General features: G+C 56.5%; 14 protein-coding genes and 1 pseudogene. 3 read left to right on the top strand and 12 right to left on the bottom strand.

Annotated features, from left to right (window positions below; translation table 11 throughout):
* Nucleotides 1–94 precede the first annotated feature (94 nt).
* Together dgt and ACWKX3_RS02930 are read left to right on the top strand one after the other, a co-directional pair.
* Nucleotides 95–1,543 (top strand): dGTP triphosphohydrolase, encoded by a 1,449-nt coding sequence (gene dgt, locus ACWKX3_RS02935; RefSeq protein WP_454541241.1) that lies wholly within the window; start codon nucleotides 95–97, stop codon nucleotides 1,541–1,543.
* Nucleotides 1,506–2,258, top strand: coding sequence for a hypothetical protein (locus tag ACWKX3_RS02930; protein WP_199862048.1), 753 nt, complete (start codon nucleotides 1,506–1,508; stop codon nucleotides 2,256–2,258). The genes dgt and ACWKX3_RS02930 overlap by 38 nt, the downstream gene beginning before the upstream one ends.
* Before the next feature lie 40 nt (nucleotides 2,259–2,298).
* Here the strand turns inward: ACWKX3_RS02930 and cheZ are convergent, their stop codons facing one another.
* The 11 genes from cheZ to ACWKX3_RS02875 all read right to left on the bottom strand — a co-directional run bounded on the left by cheZ (nucleotide 2,299) and on the right by ACWKX3_RS02875 (nucleotide 13,925).
* The gene (cheZ, locus tag ACWKX3_RS02925) at nucleotides 2,299–2,943 is read right to left on the bottom strand and encodes a protein phosphatase CheZ (RefSeq protein WP_042320066.1); all 645 of its coding nucleotides are present in this window, start codon (nucleotides 2,941–2,943) and stop codon (nucleotides 2,299–2,301) included.
* A gap of 10 nt (nucleotides 2,944–2,953) precedes the next feature.
* A complete protein-coding gene (cheY, locus tag ACWKX3_RS02920; RefSeq protein WP_006176072.1) occupies nucleotides 2,954–3,343 on the bottom strand; it encodes a chemotaxis response regulator CheY in 390 nt (129 codons plus the stop codon).
* Nucleotides 3,344–3,359: 16 nt separating this feature from the next.
* Nucleotides 3,360–4,409 (bottom strand): protein-glutamate methylesterase/protein-glutamine glutaminase, encoded by a 1,050-nt coding sequence (locus ACWKX3_RS02915; RefSeq protein ID WP_006176073.1) that lies wholly within the window; start codon nucleotides 4,407–4,409, stop codon nucleotides 3,360–3,362.
* Nucleotides 4,406–5,272: a protein-glutamate O-methyltransferase CheR gene (cheR, locus tag ACWKX3_RS02910; protein WP_058610181.1), complete on the bottom strand. Its 867-nt coding sequence runs from the start codon at nucleotides 5,270–5,272 to the stop codon at nucleotides 4,406–4,408. The genes ACWKX3_RS02915 and cheR overlap by 4 nt, the downstream gene beginning before the upstream one ends.
* Nucleotides 5,273–5,291: 19 nt before the next feature.
* Nucleotides 5,292–6,899, bottom strand: coding sequence for a methyl-accepting chemotaxis protein IV (gene tap / locus ACWKX3_RS02905; RefSeq protein ID WP_454541240.1), 1,608 nt, complete (start codon nucleotides 6,897–6,899; stop codon nucleotides 5,292–5,294).
* A gap of 44 nt (nucleotides 6,900–6,943) precedes the next feature.
* Complete coding sequence (tar, locus tag ACWKX3_RS02900; protein WP_454541239.1) at nucleotides 6,944–8,611, bottom strand: methyl-accepting chemotaxis protein II; 1,668 nt, start codon at nucleotides 8,609–8,611, stop codon at nucleotides 6,944–6,946.
* 83 nt (nucleotides 8,612–8,694) lie between these two features.
* Nucleotides 8,695–9,657, bottom strand: coding sequence for a Csu type fimbrial protein (locus tag ACWKX3_RS02895; protein ID WP_042320074.1), 963 nt, complete (start codon nucleotides 9,655–9,657; stop codon nucleotides 8,695–8,697).
* Nucleotides 9,654–12,038 carry a fimbria/pilus outer membrane usher protein gene (locus ACWKX3_RS02890; protein ID WP_454541238.1) on the bottom strand — a complete coding sequence of 795 codons (2,385 nt, stop codon included), beginning with the start codon at nucleotides 12,036–12,038 and terminating at the stop codon, nucleotides 9,654–9,656. Before ACWKX3_RS02890 ends, ACWKX3_RS02895 begins: the two co-directional genes overlap by 4 nt.
* Nucleotides 12,014–12,775 (bottom strand): fimbrial biogenesis chaperone, encoded by a 762-nt coding sequence (locus ACWKX3_RS02885; protein WP_102890620.1) that lies wholly within the window; start codon nucleotides 12,773–12,775, stop codon nucleotides 12,014–12,016. The genes ACWKX3_RS02890 and ACWKX3_RS02885 overlap by 25 nt, the downstream gene beginning before the upstream one ends.
* Nucleotides 12,776–12,791: 16 nt before the next feature.
* The gene (locus tag ACWKX3_RS02880) at nucleotides 12,792–13,340 is read right to left on the bottom strand and encodes a Csu type fimbrial protein (protein ID WP_006176080.1); all 549 of its coding nucleotides are present in this window, start codon (nucleotides 13,338–13,340) and stop codon (nucleotides 12,792–12,794) included.
* 12 nt (nucleotides 13,341–13,352) lie between these two features.
* Entirely contained in the window at nucleotides 13,353–13,925 is a 573-nt protein-coding gene (locus ACWKX3_RS02875) for a Csu type fimbrial protein (protein WP_006176081.1), read from the bottom strand.
* Between the two features lie 427 nt (nucleotides 13,926–14,352).
* On the opposite strand from ACWKX3_RS02875, the gene ACWKX3_RS02870 reads away from it, so the two are divergent.
* The gene (locus ACWKX3_RS02870; protein WP_236346230.1) at nucleotides 14,353–15,612 is read left to right on the top strand and encodes a dicarboxylate/amino acid:cation symporter; all 1,260 of its coding nucleotides are present in this window, start codon (nucleotides 14,353–14,355) and stop codon (nucleotides 15,610–15,612) included.
* Nucleotides 15,613–15,674: 62 nt separating this feature from the next.
* Here the strand turns inward: ACWKX3_RS02870 and cheW are convergent.
* A pseudogene (cheW, locus tag ACWKX3_RS02865) lies at nucleotides 15,675–16,175 on the bottom strand (chemotaxis protein CheW); the annotation flags it as partial.
* Nucleotides 16,176–16,177 lie beyond the last annotated feature (2 nt).

Here is a 16,177-nt window from a genome sequence, read left to right as displayed (position 1 = left end):
TCTTCCAATTTTTAACTCATGAGCAGATACAATATCGCCATGCCAGAAAGGGTTTGGTAGTTTATCTAAAAGACCGAAACCAAAAGGATTTCAAATGGAATGGCATAAGTTATTAAACAGCGGCAGGCGGAAAGATAAGAAAAAATCGACAGAGAAACACACTTCAGATCTTGCCTATGGCCGGCAGGAAATAGAGCGGGATTATGATCGTTTACTCTTCGCTGCACCCACGCGCCGACTGGCAGACAAAACACAGGTCTTCCCGCTGGATCTCAATGATAGCGTCAGGACGCGCTTGACCCATTCACATGAGGTAGCAAACTTTGCTCGCGGAATTGGGATGCGTCTCGCCTTTGAGATGAAGGATGAGATTTTCGGTACAGGCTGCGAACACCTTGTTCTTGAGCGTGATGTGCCGGCATTGCTTGCGACAATAGGTCTTGCACATGATTTAGGTAATCCGCCCTTTGGGCATCAGGGAGAAGCTGCTATGCGCACCTGGTTCAGGCGTAATCTGGAACCGTTGGTGAACAGTGTGACCGATACCTCCCTTAAACCTGTATTTAATGATTTTCTGCAGTTTGACGGAAACTCTCAGACGCTACGCCTGGTCACGCGACTTCAGATCATTAATGATAATTATGGTTTGAATCTTACCTATGCCACGCTTGCCGCCATGATCAAATATCCTCACTCGTCCTGGTCAGAAAACAGGCGCTGGAACAAACACGGTTACTTATATTCCGAAGAGCAGGTTGTACATGATATCTGGGAGGAAACAGGTCTTTCTGAGGGTATCAGACACCCCTTCACCTACCTTATGGAAGCGTGTGATGACATTGCCTATTCAATACTTGATGCAGAAGACACCATAAAAAAAGGGCTGGCGTCCTATCAGGATCTCATCAGTTTCCTTGCGGGTTGGGGAGAGGGGCAGGATCCTGTAATTAACAGGTTAATCAATGATGTGGAACGCAAAAATAAAGAGTGGGAACCGCGCAAACAAGATTTATCCCCTGCTGAAATCAATGATATGAGTATGCAGATGTTTCGCGTGTACGCCACAAACGTTCTTATTAAAAGCGTCGTTGAAGCCTTTCGTGAATGTCATAAACAACTTTGTGAAAAAACGGCTGCCATCAAAGATCTCATTAGCATAAGCGCCGGTAACGCACTCTGTTCAGCATTGAAAAAATTCGATCAGACCCGTGGCTATCGGCATCGCACAGTACTGGAGCTCGAACTAAAGGGATCCAATTACATCCAGGGATTGATGGATATGCTTTGGGTGGGCATTAAAGGTCGTAGTAGTGGAAGTCAGTCATGGGATACCCCCTTCGGTCGTTATGCTTATGGGCGGATTTCAGAGAAATATCGACGCGTATTTGAGGATCCGGATAATCAGTTGCCCCCGCTATATAAAGAGGCACAGCTTTTAGCTGACGCCATTTCAGGGATGACAGACAGTTATTTGATACGCCTTCACGATGAGCTAAAATCGCTTTATGAATATGAAAGTCGTGTCCAGCCATCAACGCCTTAGGCTCAGAATCGAAGATTTTTTCGACACCAGCGAAGAGCGGAAGCAAGCCAGAGCACTTATTGATGCTCTGGCCGAGCGAACGCACGCGTGGATTTTTGGTGGAATGATTCGGGACATAGGTCTTTATGGTCGTGGCGGGTTCACATCGGATATCGATTTGGTTATCGATCTTTCGCGGGACGATCTGATTCAGACCTTAAAGTCATTAAACATTGAGCGTATGCGTGTGAATAAGCTGGGCGGGGTTCGCTTCCATTTTATGAGCCTTGATTTTGATATCTGGAGCATCAATGATACCTGGGCCTTCAAAAACAGAATCGTTGAGTTTAAAGACACTTCCAGCTTACTGAACACAACGTTGATGTCATGGGATTCGGTTTTATACGACGTTAAGACCAGGCATGTCATCAGTTCTGATAACTATCTGCACGATCTGCATCATCGTCGTCTTGAACTGGTTCTTCAAAAAACACCCAATGAGGTCGGTTCTGTTATCAAAATTCTGCGCACAATTTACAACAAGCGCGTTCGGGTCCTTGGACCTCAGCTTACCGACTTTCTCTTACAGGCACTGCATAAACACAGTTTCGACCAGCTAAGACAGTATGAATACGCAAGCTACCGCTGCTGTTCTTTTAACGACGAGGATCTCCGGCGTCTGAAGGAAAATCTCTGTCATTCCAAATCCGGATTCGATATCACCATTCGGCTTTAAATCATGGAAGACACCACCTCCGGGAGGTGGTGTCTTTAGATCAGAAGCCGAGGCTGTCCAGCAGGTCGTCGACCTGATCCTGGCTCGCCACCACGCCCGCTTTGGTTGCGTCGAGCTGTGGGCCGTTAAGCAGGCTTTCATTGTCGCGCTTTGGACGCGCAGCCGGTTCTGGCATGTTCTCCAGCAGCACCATCAGCAGCTGACGCTCAATCTCCTGAATCACATCCATCATGCGTTTGATCACCTGACCGGTAAGGTCCTGGAAATCCTGTGCCATCATGATGTCCAGAAGCTGGGCGTTGGTGAAGCTGGTGTGGCCCGGCACATCCCCCAGATACTGGCGGGTATCGGTCACCAGTTCACGGGCATCCGCCAGTTCGATAGGGTTCTCGAACCATTCATCCCAACGTTTGGTCAGCGCTTTCGCGCCCTTCTCCATCGCATCCTGATGCGGCTGTGACGCTTCAACGCTGTTCAGCGCACGTTCTGCCGCCTGAGCAGTCATCTGCACCACATAGTCCAGACGATCGCGCGCGTCCGGAATCGCTTCCGCCGCTTCGGCAATGGCCTGATCCAGCCCCAGTTCACGCAGGCTGTCGCGCAGCATGCGCGTCAGGCTGCCGATGCGGGCAATGATGTCGCTGGGCGAATGTTCTTCAACGGGTTTCATAGCAGGTTGCATCATAACCATCACCTCACATGCCGAGTTTCTCGAAGATCTTGCCGAGCTTCTCTTCCAGGGTTGCAGCGGTGAACGGTTTCACCACATAGCCGCTTGCGCCTGCCTGTGCCGCAGCAATGATGTTCTCTTTCTTGGCTTCTGCGGTCACCATCAATACGGGCAGAGAGGCCATAGCGGCGTCCGCGCGGATCGTTTTCAGCAGTTCCAGACCATCCATATTAGGCATGTTCCAGTCGGAAATAACAAAACCAAACCCGCCAGCCTGCAGTTTGTTCAGCGCATCCACGCCGTCTTCTGCTTCTTCAACGTTGTTGAAGCCCAGCTCTTTCAGCAGGTTGCGCACGATGCGACGCATGGTGGAAAAGTCATCCACAACCAAAAATCTGAGCTCTTTGTCCGCCATAAAACTACACTCCTCATTAAATACGTATTGCCTGTCCGGCACTGATTTTCGCCAGCATCTGCTGGCTTACCTGGCTAAGATCGACCACTTCGCTCACGCCACCCATATTGATGGCCTCGCGCGGCATGCCGAACACCACACAACTTGCTTCATTCTGCGCGATGGTCCAGGCACCTGCCTGGTGCATCGCAAGCATTCCGGCGGCACCGTCGTTGCCCATCCCCGTCAGGATCACCCCAACGGCGTTGCGCCCCGCATGTTTCGCCACCGAATGAAACAGCACATCCACCGACGGACGGTGCCGGTTAACCGGCGGCCCGTCATGAATTTTGATTTGATAGTTCGCGCCACTGCGCGCCAGCTCCATATGCTTATCCCCCGGGGCAATGTACGCATGGCCCGGCAGCACGCGCTCGCCGTCTTCCGCCTCTTTCACGCTGATTTGACACAGCTTGTTCAGGCGTTCTGCGAACGAGCGGGTAAAGCCTGGCGGCATGTGCTGGGTAATCAGAATACCCGGGCTTGAGAGCGGCAATGGCTGGAGTACATGGCGAATTGCCTCTGTTCCCCCGGTTGACGCGCCAATCACCAGCAGTTTTTCCGAGCTGAGTAGCGGGCCTGCTTTCAGGGTCACCGGGGCCGCCATCGGTTTATGGGCGGCCAGCTTCGCGCGCGACGCGGTGCGAATTTTTTCCGCAATCAGCTCGCTGTACGCCAGCATCCCTTCGCGGATACCCAGCTGCGGCTTGGTGACAAAGTCCACCGCTCCCAACTCCAGCGCACGCAGGGTGATCTCTGAGCCTTTTCCCGTCAGGGACGAGACCATCACCACCGGCATCGGGCGCAGGCGCATCAGTTTTTCCAGAAAATCGATGCCGTCCATGCGCGGCATTTCGACATCCAGCGTTAGCACGTCGGGGTTATATTTTTTGATTAAATCCCGCGCGACCAGCGGATCGGGCGCTGTCGCCACCATTTCCATATCGCTGTGGCTATTGATGATTTCCGTCATGATCTGGCGCATCAGCGCCGAATCATCAACGGACAATACCCTGATTTTACTCATGCTTTTTCCTTACTCAGCGCATAAACCGTCTGCCCACGGAGGCTAAACTCGCGCGCGAGGTTGCTAAAGTTTTCCGAGTGCCCGGCAAACAGTAAACCGTCAGGCTTGAGCAACGGAACAAAGCGACGCAGAATCTCCTGTTGCGTCGTTTTATCAAAATAAATCATCACATTACGGCAAAAGATGGCGTCAAACGGCCCCGGCACGTTGTACTGCTTGTCCAGCAGGTTGACCGGCGCAAACTCAACGCAGTTCGCCAGCTCCTGACGAACGCGCACCAGCCCTTCGTGCGGGCCGGTACCGCGCATGAAGTAGCGCTGTAACTGCTGCGGTGACAGGGTTTTCAGTTCGTCCTGGCGATAGACGCCGTTGCGCGCTTTTTCCAGCACCTCGGTGTCGATGTCACTGGCGTACACTTTCCAGCGCCCCGGCGCCATGCCGAGCGTATCGGCCAGGGTGATCGCCAGCGAATACGGCTCCTCGCCGGTAGACGCCGCCGCACTCCAGACGCGGTACTCCCCGGTACGACGGCGCGCGTGCTCCGCCAGCACCGGGAAGTGATGCGCTTCGCGGAAAAACGCGGTCAGGTTGGTGGTTAATGAGTTAATAAAAGCCTGCCATTCAGCGCTGTTCTGGTTCGCTTCGAGCATGCTCAGATAGCGACCAAAATCATCCAGCCCGAGCGTGCGCAAGCGCCGCACCAGTCGGTTGTAAACCATGTCTCGCTTATGATCCGCAAGCACAATTCCCGCACGCTGGTAGATCAACTGACATATCCGACGAAAATGCGCGTCGGACAGCGCGAGGCGCTGTGTCATCTGCTGCAATAATGACGTTTGCCCTGAGGGCATGGGTGATGTCATAGCGCCTTCTATATTACTTTCAGGATACAACCGGTACGGCCTGCGACCGTCCGACATCTGTTTCTGCTTCTGTTTCAACGTGCTCTTTAACCGTAAATACCGCCACCAGCCCGGTCAGATGATCTGCCTGATTGGCCAGCTGATCGGTGGCGGCGGCCGCTTCTTCTACCAGCGAGGCGTTCTGCTGCGTCACCTGATCCATCTGACTCACCGCCTGGGCAACCTGCTCAATGCCACGACGTTGTTCATCGGACGCGGAGGCAATTTCGCCCATGATGTCGTTCACCCGGGTGACGGAGGTGACGATCTCGTTCATGGTCTGCGCCGCCGTATCCACCAGCGCGGAGCCTTGCTGAACGCGTGAGACCGACTCTTCAATCAGCCCCTTGATCTCTTTCGCCGCGTTCGCACTGCGGCTCGCCAGGTTGCGTACTTCGCCGGCGACCACGGCAAACCCACGCCCCTGCTCGCCTGCCCGCGCAGCCTCTACGGCGGCGTTGAGCGCCAGGATATTGGTCTGGAAGGCGATGCCATCGATAACGCTGATAATGTCGCCAATCTTTTGTGAGCTGGCGGCAATCTCCTGCATGGTGCTGGCAACGTGAGATGCCTGATCGCCCCCTTTCTTCGCCGTGGTTGCCGCCTGTTTTGACAGATCCGACGCCTGACGCGCGTTGTCGGCGTTCTGGCTTACCGTCGCGGTCAGTTGCTCCATGCTGGCCGCCGTCTGCGCCAGCGAGGCCGCCTGCTGCTCGGTACGGGAAGAGAGATCGTTGTTGCCCGCCGCTATCTCTGAGATCCCGGTGTGCATGGCGTAACTGCCCTGCCGCACCTCGCTAACCGTTTCCCGCAGCGCCCCTTGCATGGCCTTGAGGCTGGCAAAAATCGCTGAAATCTCGTTCTTCCCGTACACCGCCACCGGGCGCGCCAGGTTGCCCTTCGCAATGCTGTCAAAGTGGCTGCTGATGATCGCCAGCGGTTGCACAATCATCCGGCGCGACCAGAGCAGCGCGCCGCCGGTCAGAAGTGCCGCCAGGATCACCACCGCGGCAAAAATGGCCCCCGACATGTGGTAGCTTTTACGGCTGCCGGTTCCGGCACGTTCAACAAACTGGTTAATGTCCTGCTGCCAGGCGTTAAAGCTGCCGTCAAACGCCGCCTGCGACTCCTGCACCGGCGCGGTCAGGAAGTCAGAAAGCTGGTTGTTCTCAAGCCAGGTCGCCTGATGCTCCAGATCCGTATGCCACGCGGTGAAGTTCTTCTGCATCGCGGCCTTCAGCGCCTTGCCTTTCTGACTGACCGTCTCCTGCGAGGTGAAGGCGCTAAACTGCGCGTTGGCCTGTTTAAGGCTGTCGCGCGCCGTCACCATCAGCGCTTTGATATCATCCGGCGGATAGCTCAGCGCCGTTAAGGTTCCCGCCTTGTTCAGCGCCGTACTTGCCTGCAAAAGCACGGCACGCGTTTGTGCCAGTGCGGAGCGCTGCTGATTACTCGTCTCGACTTCCTGTAAATTCTGATAACCATCGCGAAACGCCCAAAAAGACAACCCGTTACTGCCAACCTGCAAAACACCACTGAGGATCAGAATCAAAAACAGAGTGGTCGAGATACGAATACGATTTAACATCCACGCTCCCATCAAGCGGCCAGCAGCCGCGGTTCAATTGTCAGTCAAAATGTTTCCCAGTTTTCATCTTGTCCGGCTACCGCTGCGCGAGGGCGAGACGCCACCGTCACAGGGGCTGACTCGCTAAGCAACGCACGCGAGCTGGCCGGGTGTTGTGTTTTGGAAGTAAGACGAAACGCCGAGACGGCCATCTTGAGACGGCTCGCCTGGTCCTCCAGCGCAGCGGCCGCCGCGGCGGACTCCTGCACCAGCGCGGCGTTTTGCTGTGTCACACGATCCATTTCCGATACCGCCAGGGCGACCTGGTCAATACCCCGACTCTGCTCATCCGATGCAGAGGCGATTTCACCCATGATGTCCGTCACGCGGGTGACGGCATTCACGATGTCATTCATGGTCTCACCCGCGCTTTCCACCAGCACCGAGCCGGTATCCACGCGGGAGACTGAATCTTCAATTAACGCTTTGATCTCTTTCGCGGCGTTGGCGCTGCGGCTCGCCAGGTTGCGCACTTCGCCTGCCACCACCGCAAAACCGCGGCCCTGCTCGCCCGCACGCGCCGCTTCTACCGCCGCGTTAAGCGCCAGGATGTTGGTCTGGAAGGCGATGCTGTCGATAACGCTGGTGATATCGGCGATTTTCTTCGAGCTGTCGGCGATGTCGTGCATCGTTTTCACGACGCCATCCACCACGCGTCCGCCGCGCTGCGCCGTTTCGGAGGCGCTTTCGGCAAGCTTAGAGGCCTGACGGGCGTTATCCGCATTCTGCTTCACGGTGGCGGTGAGTTGTTCCATGCTGGCCGCCGTCTCTTCGAGGGCGGACGCCTGCTGTTCGGTGCGGGAAGAGAGGTCATTGTTGCCCGTCGCGATTTCGCTGGTACCGGTGTAAATCGCCTCGGAACCTTCGCGCACGTTGGCGACGGTATCGATTAACGAGCGCTGCATATGGTCGACGCTGCTGGCCAACTCGCCGATCTCATTGCGCCCGGAAACGGTCAGCGTTTTAGTCAGGTCGCCGCCGGCGATGTCGCGAATATGGCTAATCACGCGGCTCAGCGGGTTAAGCAGGATGTGTCGGATGCCGTACCACACCGCCACCAGCACGATCGCCAGCGCCAGGGCCAGCACCGCCATCTGTGCTTTGGCAAAGCGGTAGTCGTTCTGACTTTCGGTAAACGCCGTGTGATACAGCTCGCTGCTGGCTTTGGCATACTCGCCGAGCGCCGCACCAAGGGCGTTTTGCATACCCTGGGTAGGCTGCGCAAAATAGGCGTCCATGTTGCCGTTCTCCAGGAACTGCACCAGTTCGGTTAGCCCGGCAAAGTAGGCCGCGTATTTTTCATCAATATTCTGGCTCACCTGCTCCATCGCAGGCTGCGGCGCAATCTGTTTAAAGGCTTCGTAGTGTTTCGCGGCGTCGGCAAGGGTGGTACGCGCGTTCTTCAGCAGATCCGTTTTCGCGCTGCTCTGCTGGTTGGTGGGGTCCATCATCATACGTGCAGACGAGCGGCTCAGGTTGATGCGCGTTTGCAGCATTAAATCCCAGGTCGAGGTGAGCTCACTTTGCTGCATGCGCAGGTCATTCGAGGCGGCAAAACTCGCCTGATTCTGTTTTAACGACGAAAAAAATAGCCCACCAGAAACGAGCTGAAGAAGTGCGAAAATGACCAGCACCATCATCAGCAGTGTGACAACGCGGATACGGTTCAACATACAACACCTTCTCTTAGATTTATTAACGGTGTTATCGGCACAGGCCGCAGGAACTTTACATTTGCGAAAGGGAAAAGCGGGACTCAGAAGGCGACGTCAACGATCAGGGTGTCGCTGTAGGTTCCGGCAGGGGGTGTTGCCTGGTTGGTGAGCACTTTTGCAGTGTAGTTATAGGTACGCAGAAGCCCATCGGAGCTGACCTGCGAGGAAGCCGCGCTGGCCCAGCGCTCGGTCCCGCTGCCGCCCCAGCGATTGGTGGTGGCCTCTTTGTAGATGTCATAACTCATATAGTTGCTGCCGCTGACCATCCTGCGCACGTTGTTCAGGGCGTTTGCACCATTGTTAATGCCGATGGTATACGTGCTGCCTTTTGTGCAGGTGACCGCGATGGCCTGCGAGACGGTCGGGAAATTTTGCACCAGCGGCGCGCTGTTGAAACTGACGTCCGGCGTGGACATCGTGCTGCAGTCATTGGTGACGTTCATGTTGAGCAAAATGCTGGTCGTCGCCGTGCCGGTTTGCGGCGTCAGGCAGAGTCCAACAGCGCCAACCGAGCAGACGTTGTAGTTGATGCTGAAGGTAAGCAGAACCTGATACGGCCCTGCCGAGACGTTTTGCCCGGGCACCGTGCGGAAATAGAGCGGAATATTGTACTGCTTCGCCCCCAACAGGCTGAGCAGCGAGTTGCCGCTCCAGGTGTAGGCTTTGCCGATCTGCACTTCACTGCTGGTCGCGCAGCCGGACAGGCCACACAGGCGCGTGGGGATCACATCGGTGATGGTGGCGTTGTCGGTGCGCTTCATGGTAGCCCGACTGCTGCCGGAGACCGAGGCGGTGGTGTAGTTCAGCGTCACTGAATCGTTAGTCAGCAAATTAAGCACCGCATCGCAGGCGACCACCAGCGTACCGGTAGTTTGCACTTCCCCCGTCCCGCTAAGGGCAAACGAGGTGACGCTGCCAAAAGAGGCATTGACCGTGCTAACGGTACAGGCGGCCCAGCTGCCGCCGGAAAACAGCAGCAGGAGCCCCAGCAGCAGGCGCATCACGGTGCCTCCCGGCAGACCAGCGGGCCGTAGGTTTGCAGCTTGTGTTGCGGGTTCGCGCCGACGGTCAACGTGGCGGTGCACTGTTTTCCGTCAGGCAGGATCACGTCGAGCGCGTTCACATCGCTGAGGTTCTCAAGCCAGGCAATGCCGTCGTATCCCACCACGGCGCTACTGCGCGACGCGCGTCTCACCTGGCTTCCCACCGGGATCGCCTGGCCCCGCGCATCGTGCAGAATGACGCTCGCCACCCGCTCCTGCTCCATCGGGAAGTCCACCAGATAGCCGCTGTGGCGGCGGATAGCGATGCGACGCTCGGTTTCTTTCAGCCGGGTATCGGCCGGAAGGTTCAGGGTATCGATGCTGTAGCTGGCCGGATAGTAGGCCGACACGCCGCTCACCAGCAGATAACCATTGTTATTGGTTTTGCCTACCGGCTGGTTTTCATAGTTTACCGGCACGTCCGGATGACCATCGGTACTGATCACCACGAACGCATCGTTGATTTTATTGGCCGCAAACAGCTCGCCGTCCATCAGCACCAGCGAGCCCATCGCCTCGCCCCACCAGGTCATCATATCTTTCTCACCGTAACCGCCGCCCTGCAGCTCGATGTTATTGTTGCGCCAGCCCAGCGTCGCCTGCTGATAGCTTCTGGACTGCGACTGGTTGGCCCACGCCATGTTCCAGCCAAATCCACCGTCGGACGGCATGGAATGGTTATAGTTGATGCGCTGCGTACTGCCCGAATCGGGCGTTTTCTCGAAGGTGACGGCGGCGCTGTCCCGCTCGCCCAGCGGCACCTGAAACGACAGCGCAAAGGTCCAGTCTCCCTGCTGCTGGTCGCGGCTGGCAGCCAGATAGATACTGCTGGCGCCCCACAGGTTGCGGCTCCAGGAGAGGTTCAGCAGCTCGGTTTTTTGATTGTCGAAGCTCTCGACGCCTATCCATGCGGCGCCGATATTGCCGTATTGCCCCATGTTGAAGGTCAATGAATACTGATCGGTATTGCGGCTGAAGCTGGCGATGGGTTTGTCATTTGTATCGTAGACGGTGGGCTGGTCATACAGCGCCAGGTTGCCAAATTTCTGGTCACGCCGGGAGTGCTGGGTCGCCACGCTGAATGCGCTGGTGCTGTACTGGTACCCCCAGCCAACTTGCCCGCCGCTGTCCCCACGCATTCGGCTGCGGGTATATGACGAGTTCACCACGCCAAAACGCCCCAGCTTAAGCACGGTTCCCGCGCCGGTGAGCGCCAGATCTTCTGCCGCTTCGCCATGGCCTTCCAGGGTTAACCAGTCCGTCAGACCATAGCGATATGAGCCGCTTCCCGCAGCCGGGCCATAGTCAAAATTCTTAATTCCGTAGTTGCGTCGCAGGCTGCCCAGCGTGACCGCGCCGTCGCTCAGCCCCTGCTTGAGTAAATCGCTGGTGACGTAAAACGGCAGCGTGGTGCTCACCTGGCGGCCCAGCGCATCGGTGGTGATCAGCACCGCGTCGCCCGCGCCGTTGATATAAGGCAGATTGGTCAGGGTAAACGGCCCCGGCTGCAGCTGCGTGGAGCCGGAGCGGTAGCCGTTGATAAACAGATCGACGGAGGTGGGCACCGCCGCTTCCCCCGAGAACGCCGGTAGCGGCCAGGTCACCAGATCCGGGCGCAGTGAGAAATCCCGGCCATAGCTAATGCCGCCCATGCGCACGCTGGTGCTCCAGCTCAGGGCATCGCTGATCACATCCCCCACGCTCCAGGTGGTGGCTTCATCTTCATTGGTGACGAGCAGCGTGGTGTCGTAGCGGACGTACCCCTCCTGCTGTCCGTTATTACCGCTGAAATCTTCCCGCGCATAGCCCGTAGAAGAGAACGAGCCGTTCTCATCGAAGTAACGAAATTCGTGCCATATCGAGGCCTGGCCGCCGATGTTGCCCGTGTGGTTGGTGTAAAAGTCGTAGTTCAGCAGCGCCCCGCGGCCATAGTGGGGCTTGCTCCGGGCGTTACCTCCGCCAAAAGAGGTCACGCGCGCCGCAACCCAGTCGCGGGGTACTGACAATAAAAGACGCTGTGCGGCGCTGTCGTACTCCACCCGCACCTGCGAGAGCGTGGAAAGATTCACTTCACCCGTGGGGACATGCTCCGGCGGAAGACCGGCGCGCAGCAAATCGGCGCTGGAAATATACAACGCCCCTTCCCGCTGCGTGACGGGCACCACCAGTCCCGTGTCGTAGTGGTTCAACACGAGAGAGAGCTGGAATACCGCCTCGCTGTTTATCGCCTGTGCTTCAGGAGGAGGCGGTAAACTGTCATCGCCGGGTTCGGCCCAGACGCTGGTACTGACGCAAAGCAGGATCATCATCGTCGGTTTCAGTTGACGGGCGTCGACTGCCATTGCGTATCCCTGGCATTAATTTGCGCACTCATCTGGTTCGGCTGGCGTATTCCCGCCGGGATCGGCCAGCTACGCGTGCTGTTCGGCAGGACATAGCCCAGCAGCCCGTCCGCAACCGTACGTTTCTGGCCGCCCTGCTCCAGTGCGACCTGGCTTAGCCTGACGTGTACATCCCCCCGATTACGGACCTCAAGCTCGGGCTGGCCCCCGTCCTGCCTGATGCGCCAGCTCAGGTTTCGGGTATCCACCAGTGCATGGTGTGCGCCCTCTTTGATAGTCGGGATCCCCTGCCCGTACACGAACAGCGGAATGGAATAGCGCATCTGCAGTTTTAGCCCGATGGTCGGTTCGGCTTTGGCGCCAGACTGGGGGATTTCGTCCACGATGATCCGGTAGGCTTGCTCGACGCCCAACGGGATAGTGCCCTGTTTAATCAGGCGGATAAGCTGCTTACTGCCCTTGCCAATGGTGACAATCGGCGGGCTGGCGACCACCTCCTGCTGGGCGGTATAGCGTTCGTATCCGCCCTCCTGTTTCCAGCGCACAATGCGCACCTGCATTGTCGTGGCGCTGTTACCCTGATTCTGGATCCACAGTTCCGTTGCGTTGGCGTCGGCGGGAAGCCAGGGGTCGATGGGCCATAACAGAATCGTCGCTGCGGCGTGAGCCTGCCCCGTCGCAACGGCCGACATCCCAAACATACTCACCAGGCAAAGTTGCCTGAAAAATGGCTTCATCGAACGTTCTCCCTTTTCACCATGACAAGGTCACGGTGAGTTGATCTGAATACGTACCTGCCGGGCTAAACCCGGTCAGAAGCGCCACGCCAAAAAGCGGCAGCGCAATGTTATTGCTGTTGGTATAGGTCACCGGAATCGCCTGGTTGACCCCTATTTCACTGTTCGCGGCCAGAGAGCTGCTGCTGTAGAGGCGATAGGCCACCACATCGGTTCCGCCGCTGCGCGTCATCCGTCGCACCGAGGCGTAGTTTTGCCCGCCGTTGATGCTCATGCTCAGCGCCACCCCTGGCGTGCAGGCAATCGACAACGCGCCATTGGGGACGAAGCTGGTGTTCACCGGCGCACGCTCAACGCCGGTGTGCGTGCCGAAATCGAGCCGGCCTAACACCCCGCCCGTGCCGGTGGTCACCGAGCAGCCCGGCACAATCGTCGCGCTCACCCTGAACGATTGTGACGTGACTGCCCCGGCAGAAGGCACCGCCAGCACACCCACCAGGAGCGCAAAAAACGGCTGCACGATCCCCTCTGCGCGCGGGCGCAGACACAGCAAGGATGCCCTCATGGCTGCGTTAGACTAGTAAGTTACGCTAACGTTAATGGTGTCGGTATAGGTGCCCGGCACGACGGTCACGCTGTTGCCCCCGCCGGTGATCCGCCCGTACAGGGTATAGCTGTCGATCCCGTTTGCCGTTGAGGCGACGGGCAACGCCGCATTGTTGGCAATAACGTTATTGAAACCGCTGTCGCTGTAGAGGCTGTAGGCCACGCCCTGCGCCGCATTCGCGGAGTTGATCAGGTAGCGCGCAGGCGTGCCTGGCGTCCCCACAACGGTGCCGGGCGCGGTGGAGTTGGTATTACCGGTAATCGCCACCGTATAGCTGGCGGTCGTACACTGAATGGTAAAGGTGTTTCCCCCGCTGGCACCGGTCAGCTGCGTGGTGAGCGTGGAAAACGTTGCGGGATGGGTCCCAAAATCCAGGGTCCCGAAGTTAATGCCGTTTTGCGTTGGCGAGCCGTTAATCAGACAGCCATTCGTGAGTGTCAGCGTCGCACCGATAGTCCCGTTACTGGTGACCGCCAGCGCCTGATGGGCCGGGATAATTGACAGCAGCGTACCTGCACAGATTAAAAGGCGTATTCTTTTCATTGACCACCCTCCAGAAGATGTCGCCATTCGCTTTCCACATTTTATTTAATGCACTCAATATGTTAGCCCCGCTTAACATTCCACCGAGGGGGTTATGGAGAATTTAGTTTATGGCGTTCGCTTCAACCACTTTTGCCATTTACCCCCATACCTTTGCCGTATTGACAGACTATTTCATTTAAATACAAACGATTACCTTCTCTATGCAGAGTTTTTATAGTCATTTCCCGAGGATATATCGCCTACAGTGTGATGTACGTCACAATATATCGTCAGGCGTTGCACAACTAATTTAATAAAAATTAAAAAGGAGTTGTAACTCCCTCCGCTTTAATCCAATTTATGTGCCGAATCTTTTCCTGCGCTTAAATAAAAAATTCATATGCATAAGCGCCGGTGAAACCTTAAGCACACAGAGGGTCTTTTCGTGGCAAGTGCAAACAAACTCACGCTCTTCATCGTGATATTCATGCTGGCGGGTATTCTTTCAGGGGCGGTTATTCATGAATATGCGCCAGCGGAGGCGGTAAAAGCCTGGTCGGAGAACATTACGCTGCTGACCGATATTTTCCTGCGGCTGATTAAAATGGTGATTGCGCCGCTGGTGTTCAGCACCTTAACGGTAGGGATCATGAAGCTCGGCGAAACCTCAACCATCGGGCGCGTCGGCGGTAAAGCGATGGTCTGGTTTATCAGCTCCTCCGTGCTGTCTATTCTGGTGGGGTTATTTATCGTGACCCTGGAACATCCCGGCAGCGGCCTCAATCTCACCATTCCGACAGAAGCGGTGGATACTGGTCTGGCGGTGGGCGGCATGACGCTGAAAGCGTTTCTCTCCCACACCATCCCGACCAGCATCGCCGGGGCGATGGCGGATAACGAGATCCTGCAAATTGTCGTGTTCTCGCTGTTCTTCGGCATTGGTGGCGCGTCGCTGGGGCAAAAATTCAACGCTCCGCTGGTTGCCGCGCTTGATGTGGTCTCCCATATCATGCTGAAGGTCACCGGCTACGTCATGTACGTCGCCCCGCTGGCTATTTTTGCGGCTATCTCGTCGGTGATTGCCACCCAGGGGCTTGGGATCCTGCTGAACTATGCCTCGTTCATCGGCGGCTACTATGTGGCTATCCTCCTCACCTGCCTGGTGCTGCTGGCGGTGGGCTATATGGTGCTGAAAAAAGAGATATTCCGCCTGGTCAGCATGCTGAAAGATCCGGTGCTGGTGGCGTTTACCACCAGCAGTTCTGAAGCGGCATACCCTAAAACGCTGGAACAGCTGGAACGTTTTGGCTGCTCGCGCAATATTGCCTCGTTCGTCCTGCCGATCGGTTACTCCTTTAACCTGGTGGGATCGATGGTGTACTGCTCATTTGCCTCAATGTTTATCGCCCAGGCTTACAATATTCACCTGAGCTTTACGGAAGTGACGGTGCTGATGCTGACCCTGATGCTGGCCTCAAAAGGGATCGCGGGCGTACCGCGTTCTTCGCTGGTGGTGCTGGCCGCAACGATCCCGAGCTTCAATATTCCGGTTGCCGGTATTCTGCTGCTGATGGGTATCGATCACTTCCTCGATATGGGGCGTTCAGCCATTAACGTGCTGGGGAACGGGATTGCTACGGCGATGCTGTCGCAAAACGAAGGTGCGCGGGAAGCGGAAGCTGAGCTGGTGGAACAGGAAGCGTAAGGGTGTAAAAAAGCCGGGTGGCGGCTTCGCCTTACCCGGCCTACAAATGGCTCGAACATATAGGCCGGGTGGCTCGCCGCGATATCCAGCAGCGCCATCTCATCGCTGTTCAGCAGCTTCTCAATGTTCACCAGAATCAGCATACGTTCGCCGAGCGCGCCCAGCCCCGTCAGGTATTCGGTGGACAGCGTGACCGCAAACTCCGGTGCCGGACGGATTTGATCGGCGGTGAGCGACAGTACATCGGACACACCATCAACCACAATCCCCACCACGCGCTGGCCGAGGTTCAGCACAATCACCACGGTATTATCGTTGTATTCTACGTCGCCCTGGCTGAACTTCACGCGCAGGTCAACGATAGGCACGATGACGCCGCGCAGGTTAGTCACGCCCTTGATAAAAGCAGGCGTGTTGGCAATGCGCGTAACCTGATCGTAACCGCGGATCTCCTGCACCTTAAGGATGTCGATACCGTACTCTTCATCACCTAACGTGAAAACCAGGAATTCCTGTCCTGATGGCTCGCCCGCCAGTTTCGTTACATTACTCATACCGGTCATGT

The sequence above is a fragment of the Enterobacter sp. UPMP2052 genome (genome assembly GCF_053709675.1).
Note: the sequence above shows the minus strand (reverse complement) of the source record. Positions and strands in the feature narration are given on the sequence as shown.

Excerpts from the sequence above, each read along its gene's own strand:
- dgt (WP_454541241.1), top strand. The coding sequence starts at position 95 with ATGGAATGGCATAAGTTATTAAACAGCGGCAGGCGGAAAGATAAGAAA.
- ACWKX3_RS02930 (WP_199862048.1), top strand. The coding sequence starts at position 1,506 with ATGAATATGAAAGTCGTGTCCAGCCATCAACGCCTTAGGCTCAGAATC.
- cheZ (WP_042320066.1), bottom strand. The coding sequence starts at position 2,943 with ATGATGCAACCTGCTATGAAACCCGTTGAAGAACATTCGCCCAGCGAC.
- cheY (WP_006176072.1), bottom strand. The coding sequence starts at position 3,343 with ATGGCGGACAAAGAGCTCAGATTTTTGGTTGTGGATGACTTTTCCACC.
- ACWKX3_RS02915 (WP_006176073.1), bottom strand. The coding sequence starts at position 4,409 with ATGAGTAAAATCAGGGTATTGTCCGTTGATGATTCGGCGCTGATGCGC.
- cheR (WP_058610181.1), bottom strand. The coding sequence starts at position 5,272 with ATGACATCACCCATGCCCTCAGGGCAAACGTCATTATTGCAGCAGATG.
- tap (WP_454541240.1), bottom strand. The coding sequence starts at position 6,899 with ATGTTAAATCGTATTCGTATCTCGACCACTCTGTTTTTGATTCTGATC.
- tar (WP_454541239.1), bottom strand. The coding sequence starts at position 8,611 with ATGTTGAACCGTATCCGCGTTGTCACACTGCTGATGATGGTGCTGGTC.
- ACWKX3_RS02890 (WP_454541238.1), bottom strand. The coding sequence starts at position 12,038 with ATGGCAGTCGACGCCCGTCAACTGAAACCGACGATGATGATCCTGCTT.
- ACWKX3_RS02885 (WP_102890620.1), bottom strand. The coding sequence starts at position 12,775 with ATGAAGCCATTTTTCAGGCAACTTTGCCTGGTGAGTATGTTTGGGATG.
- ACWKX3_RS02880 (WP_006176080.1), bottom strand. The coding sequence starts at position 13,340 with ATGAGGGCATCCTTGCTGTGTCTGCGCCCGCGCGCAGAGGGGATCGTG.
- ACWKX3_RS02875 (WP_006176081.1), bottom strand. The coding sequence starts at position 13,925 with ATGAAAAGAATACGCCTTTTAATCTGTGCAGGTACGCTGCTGTCAATT.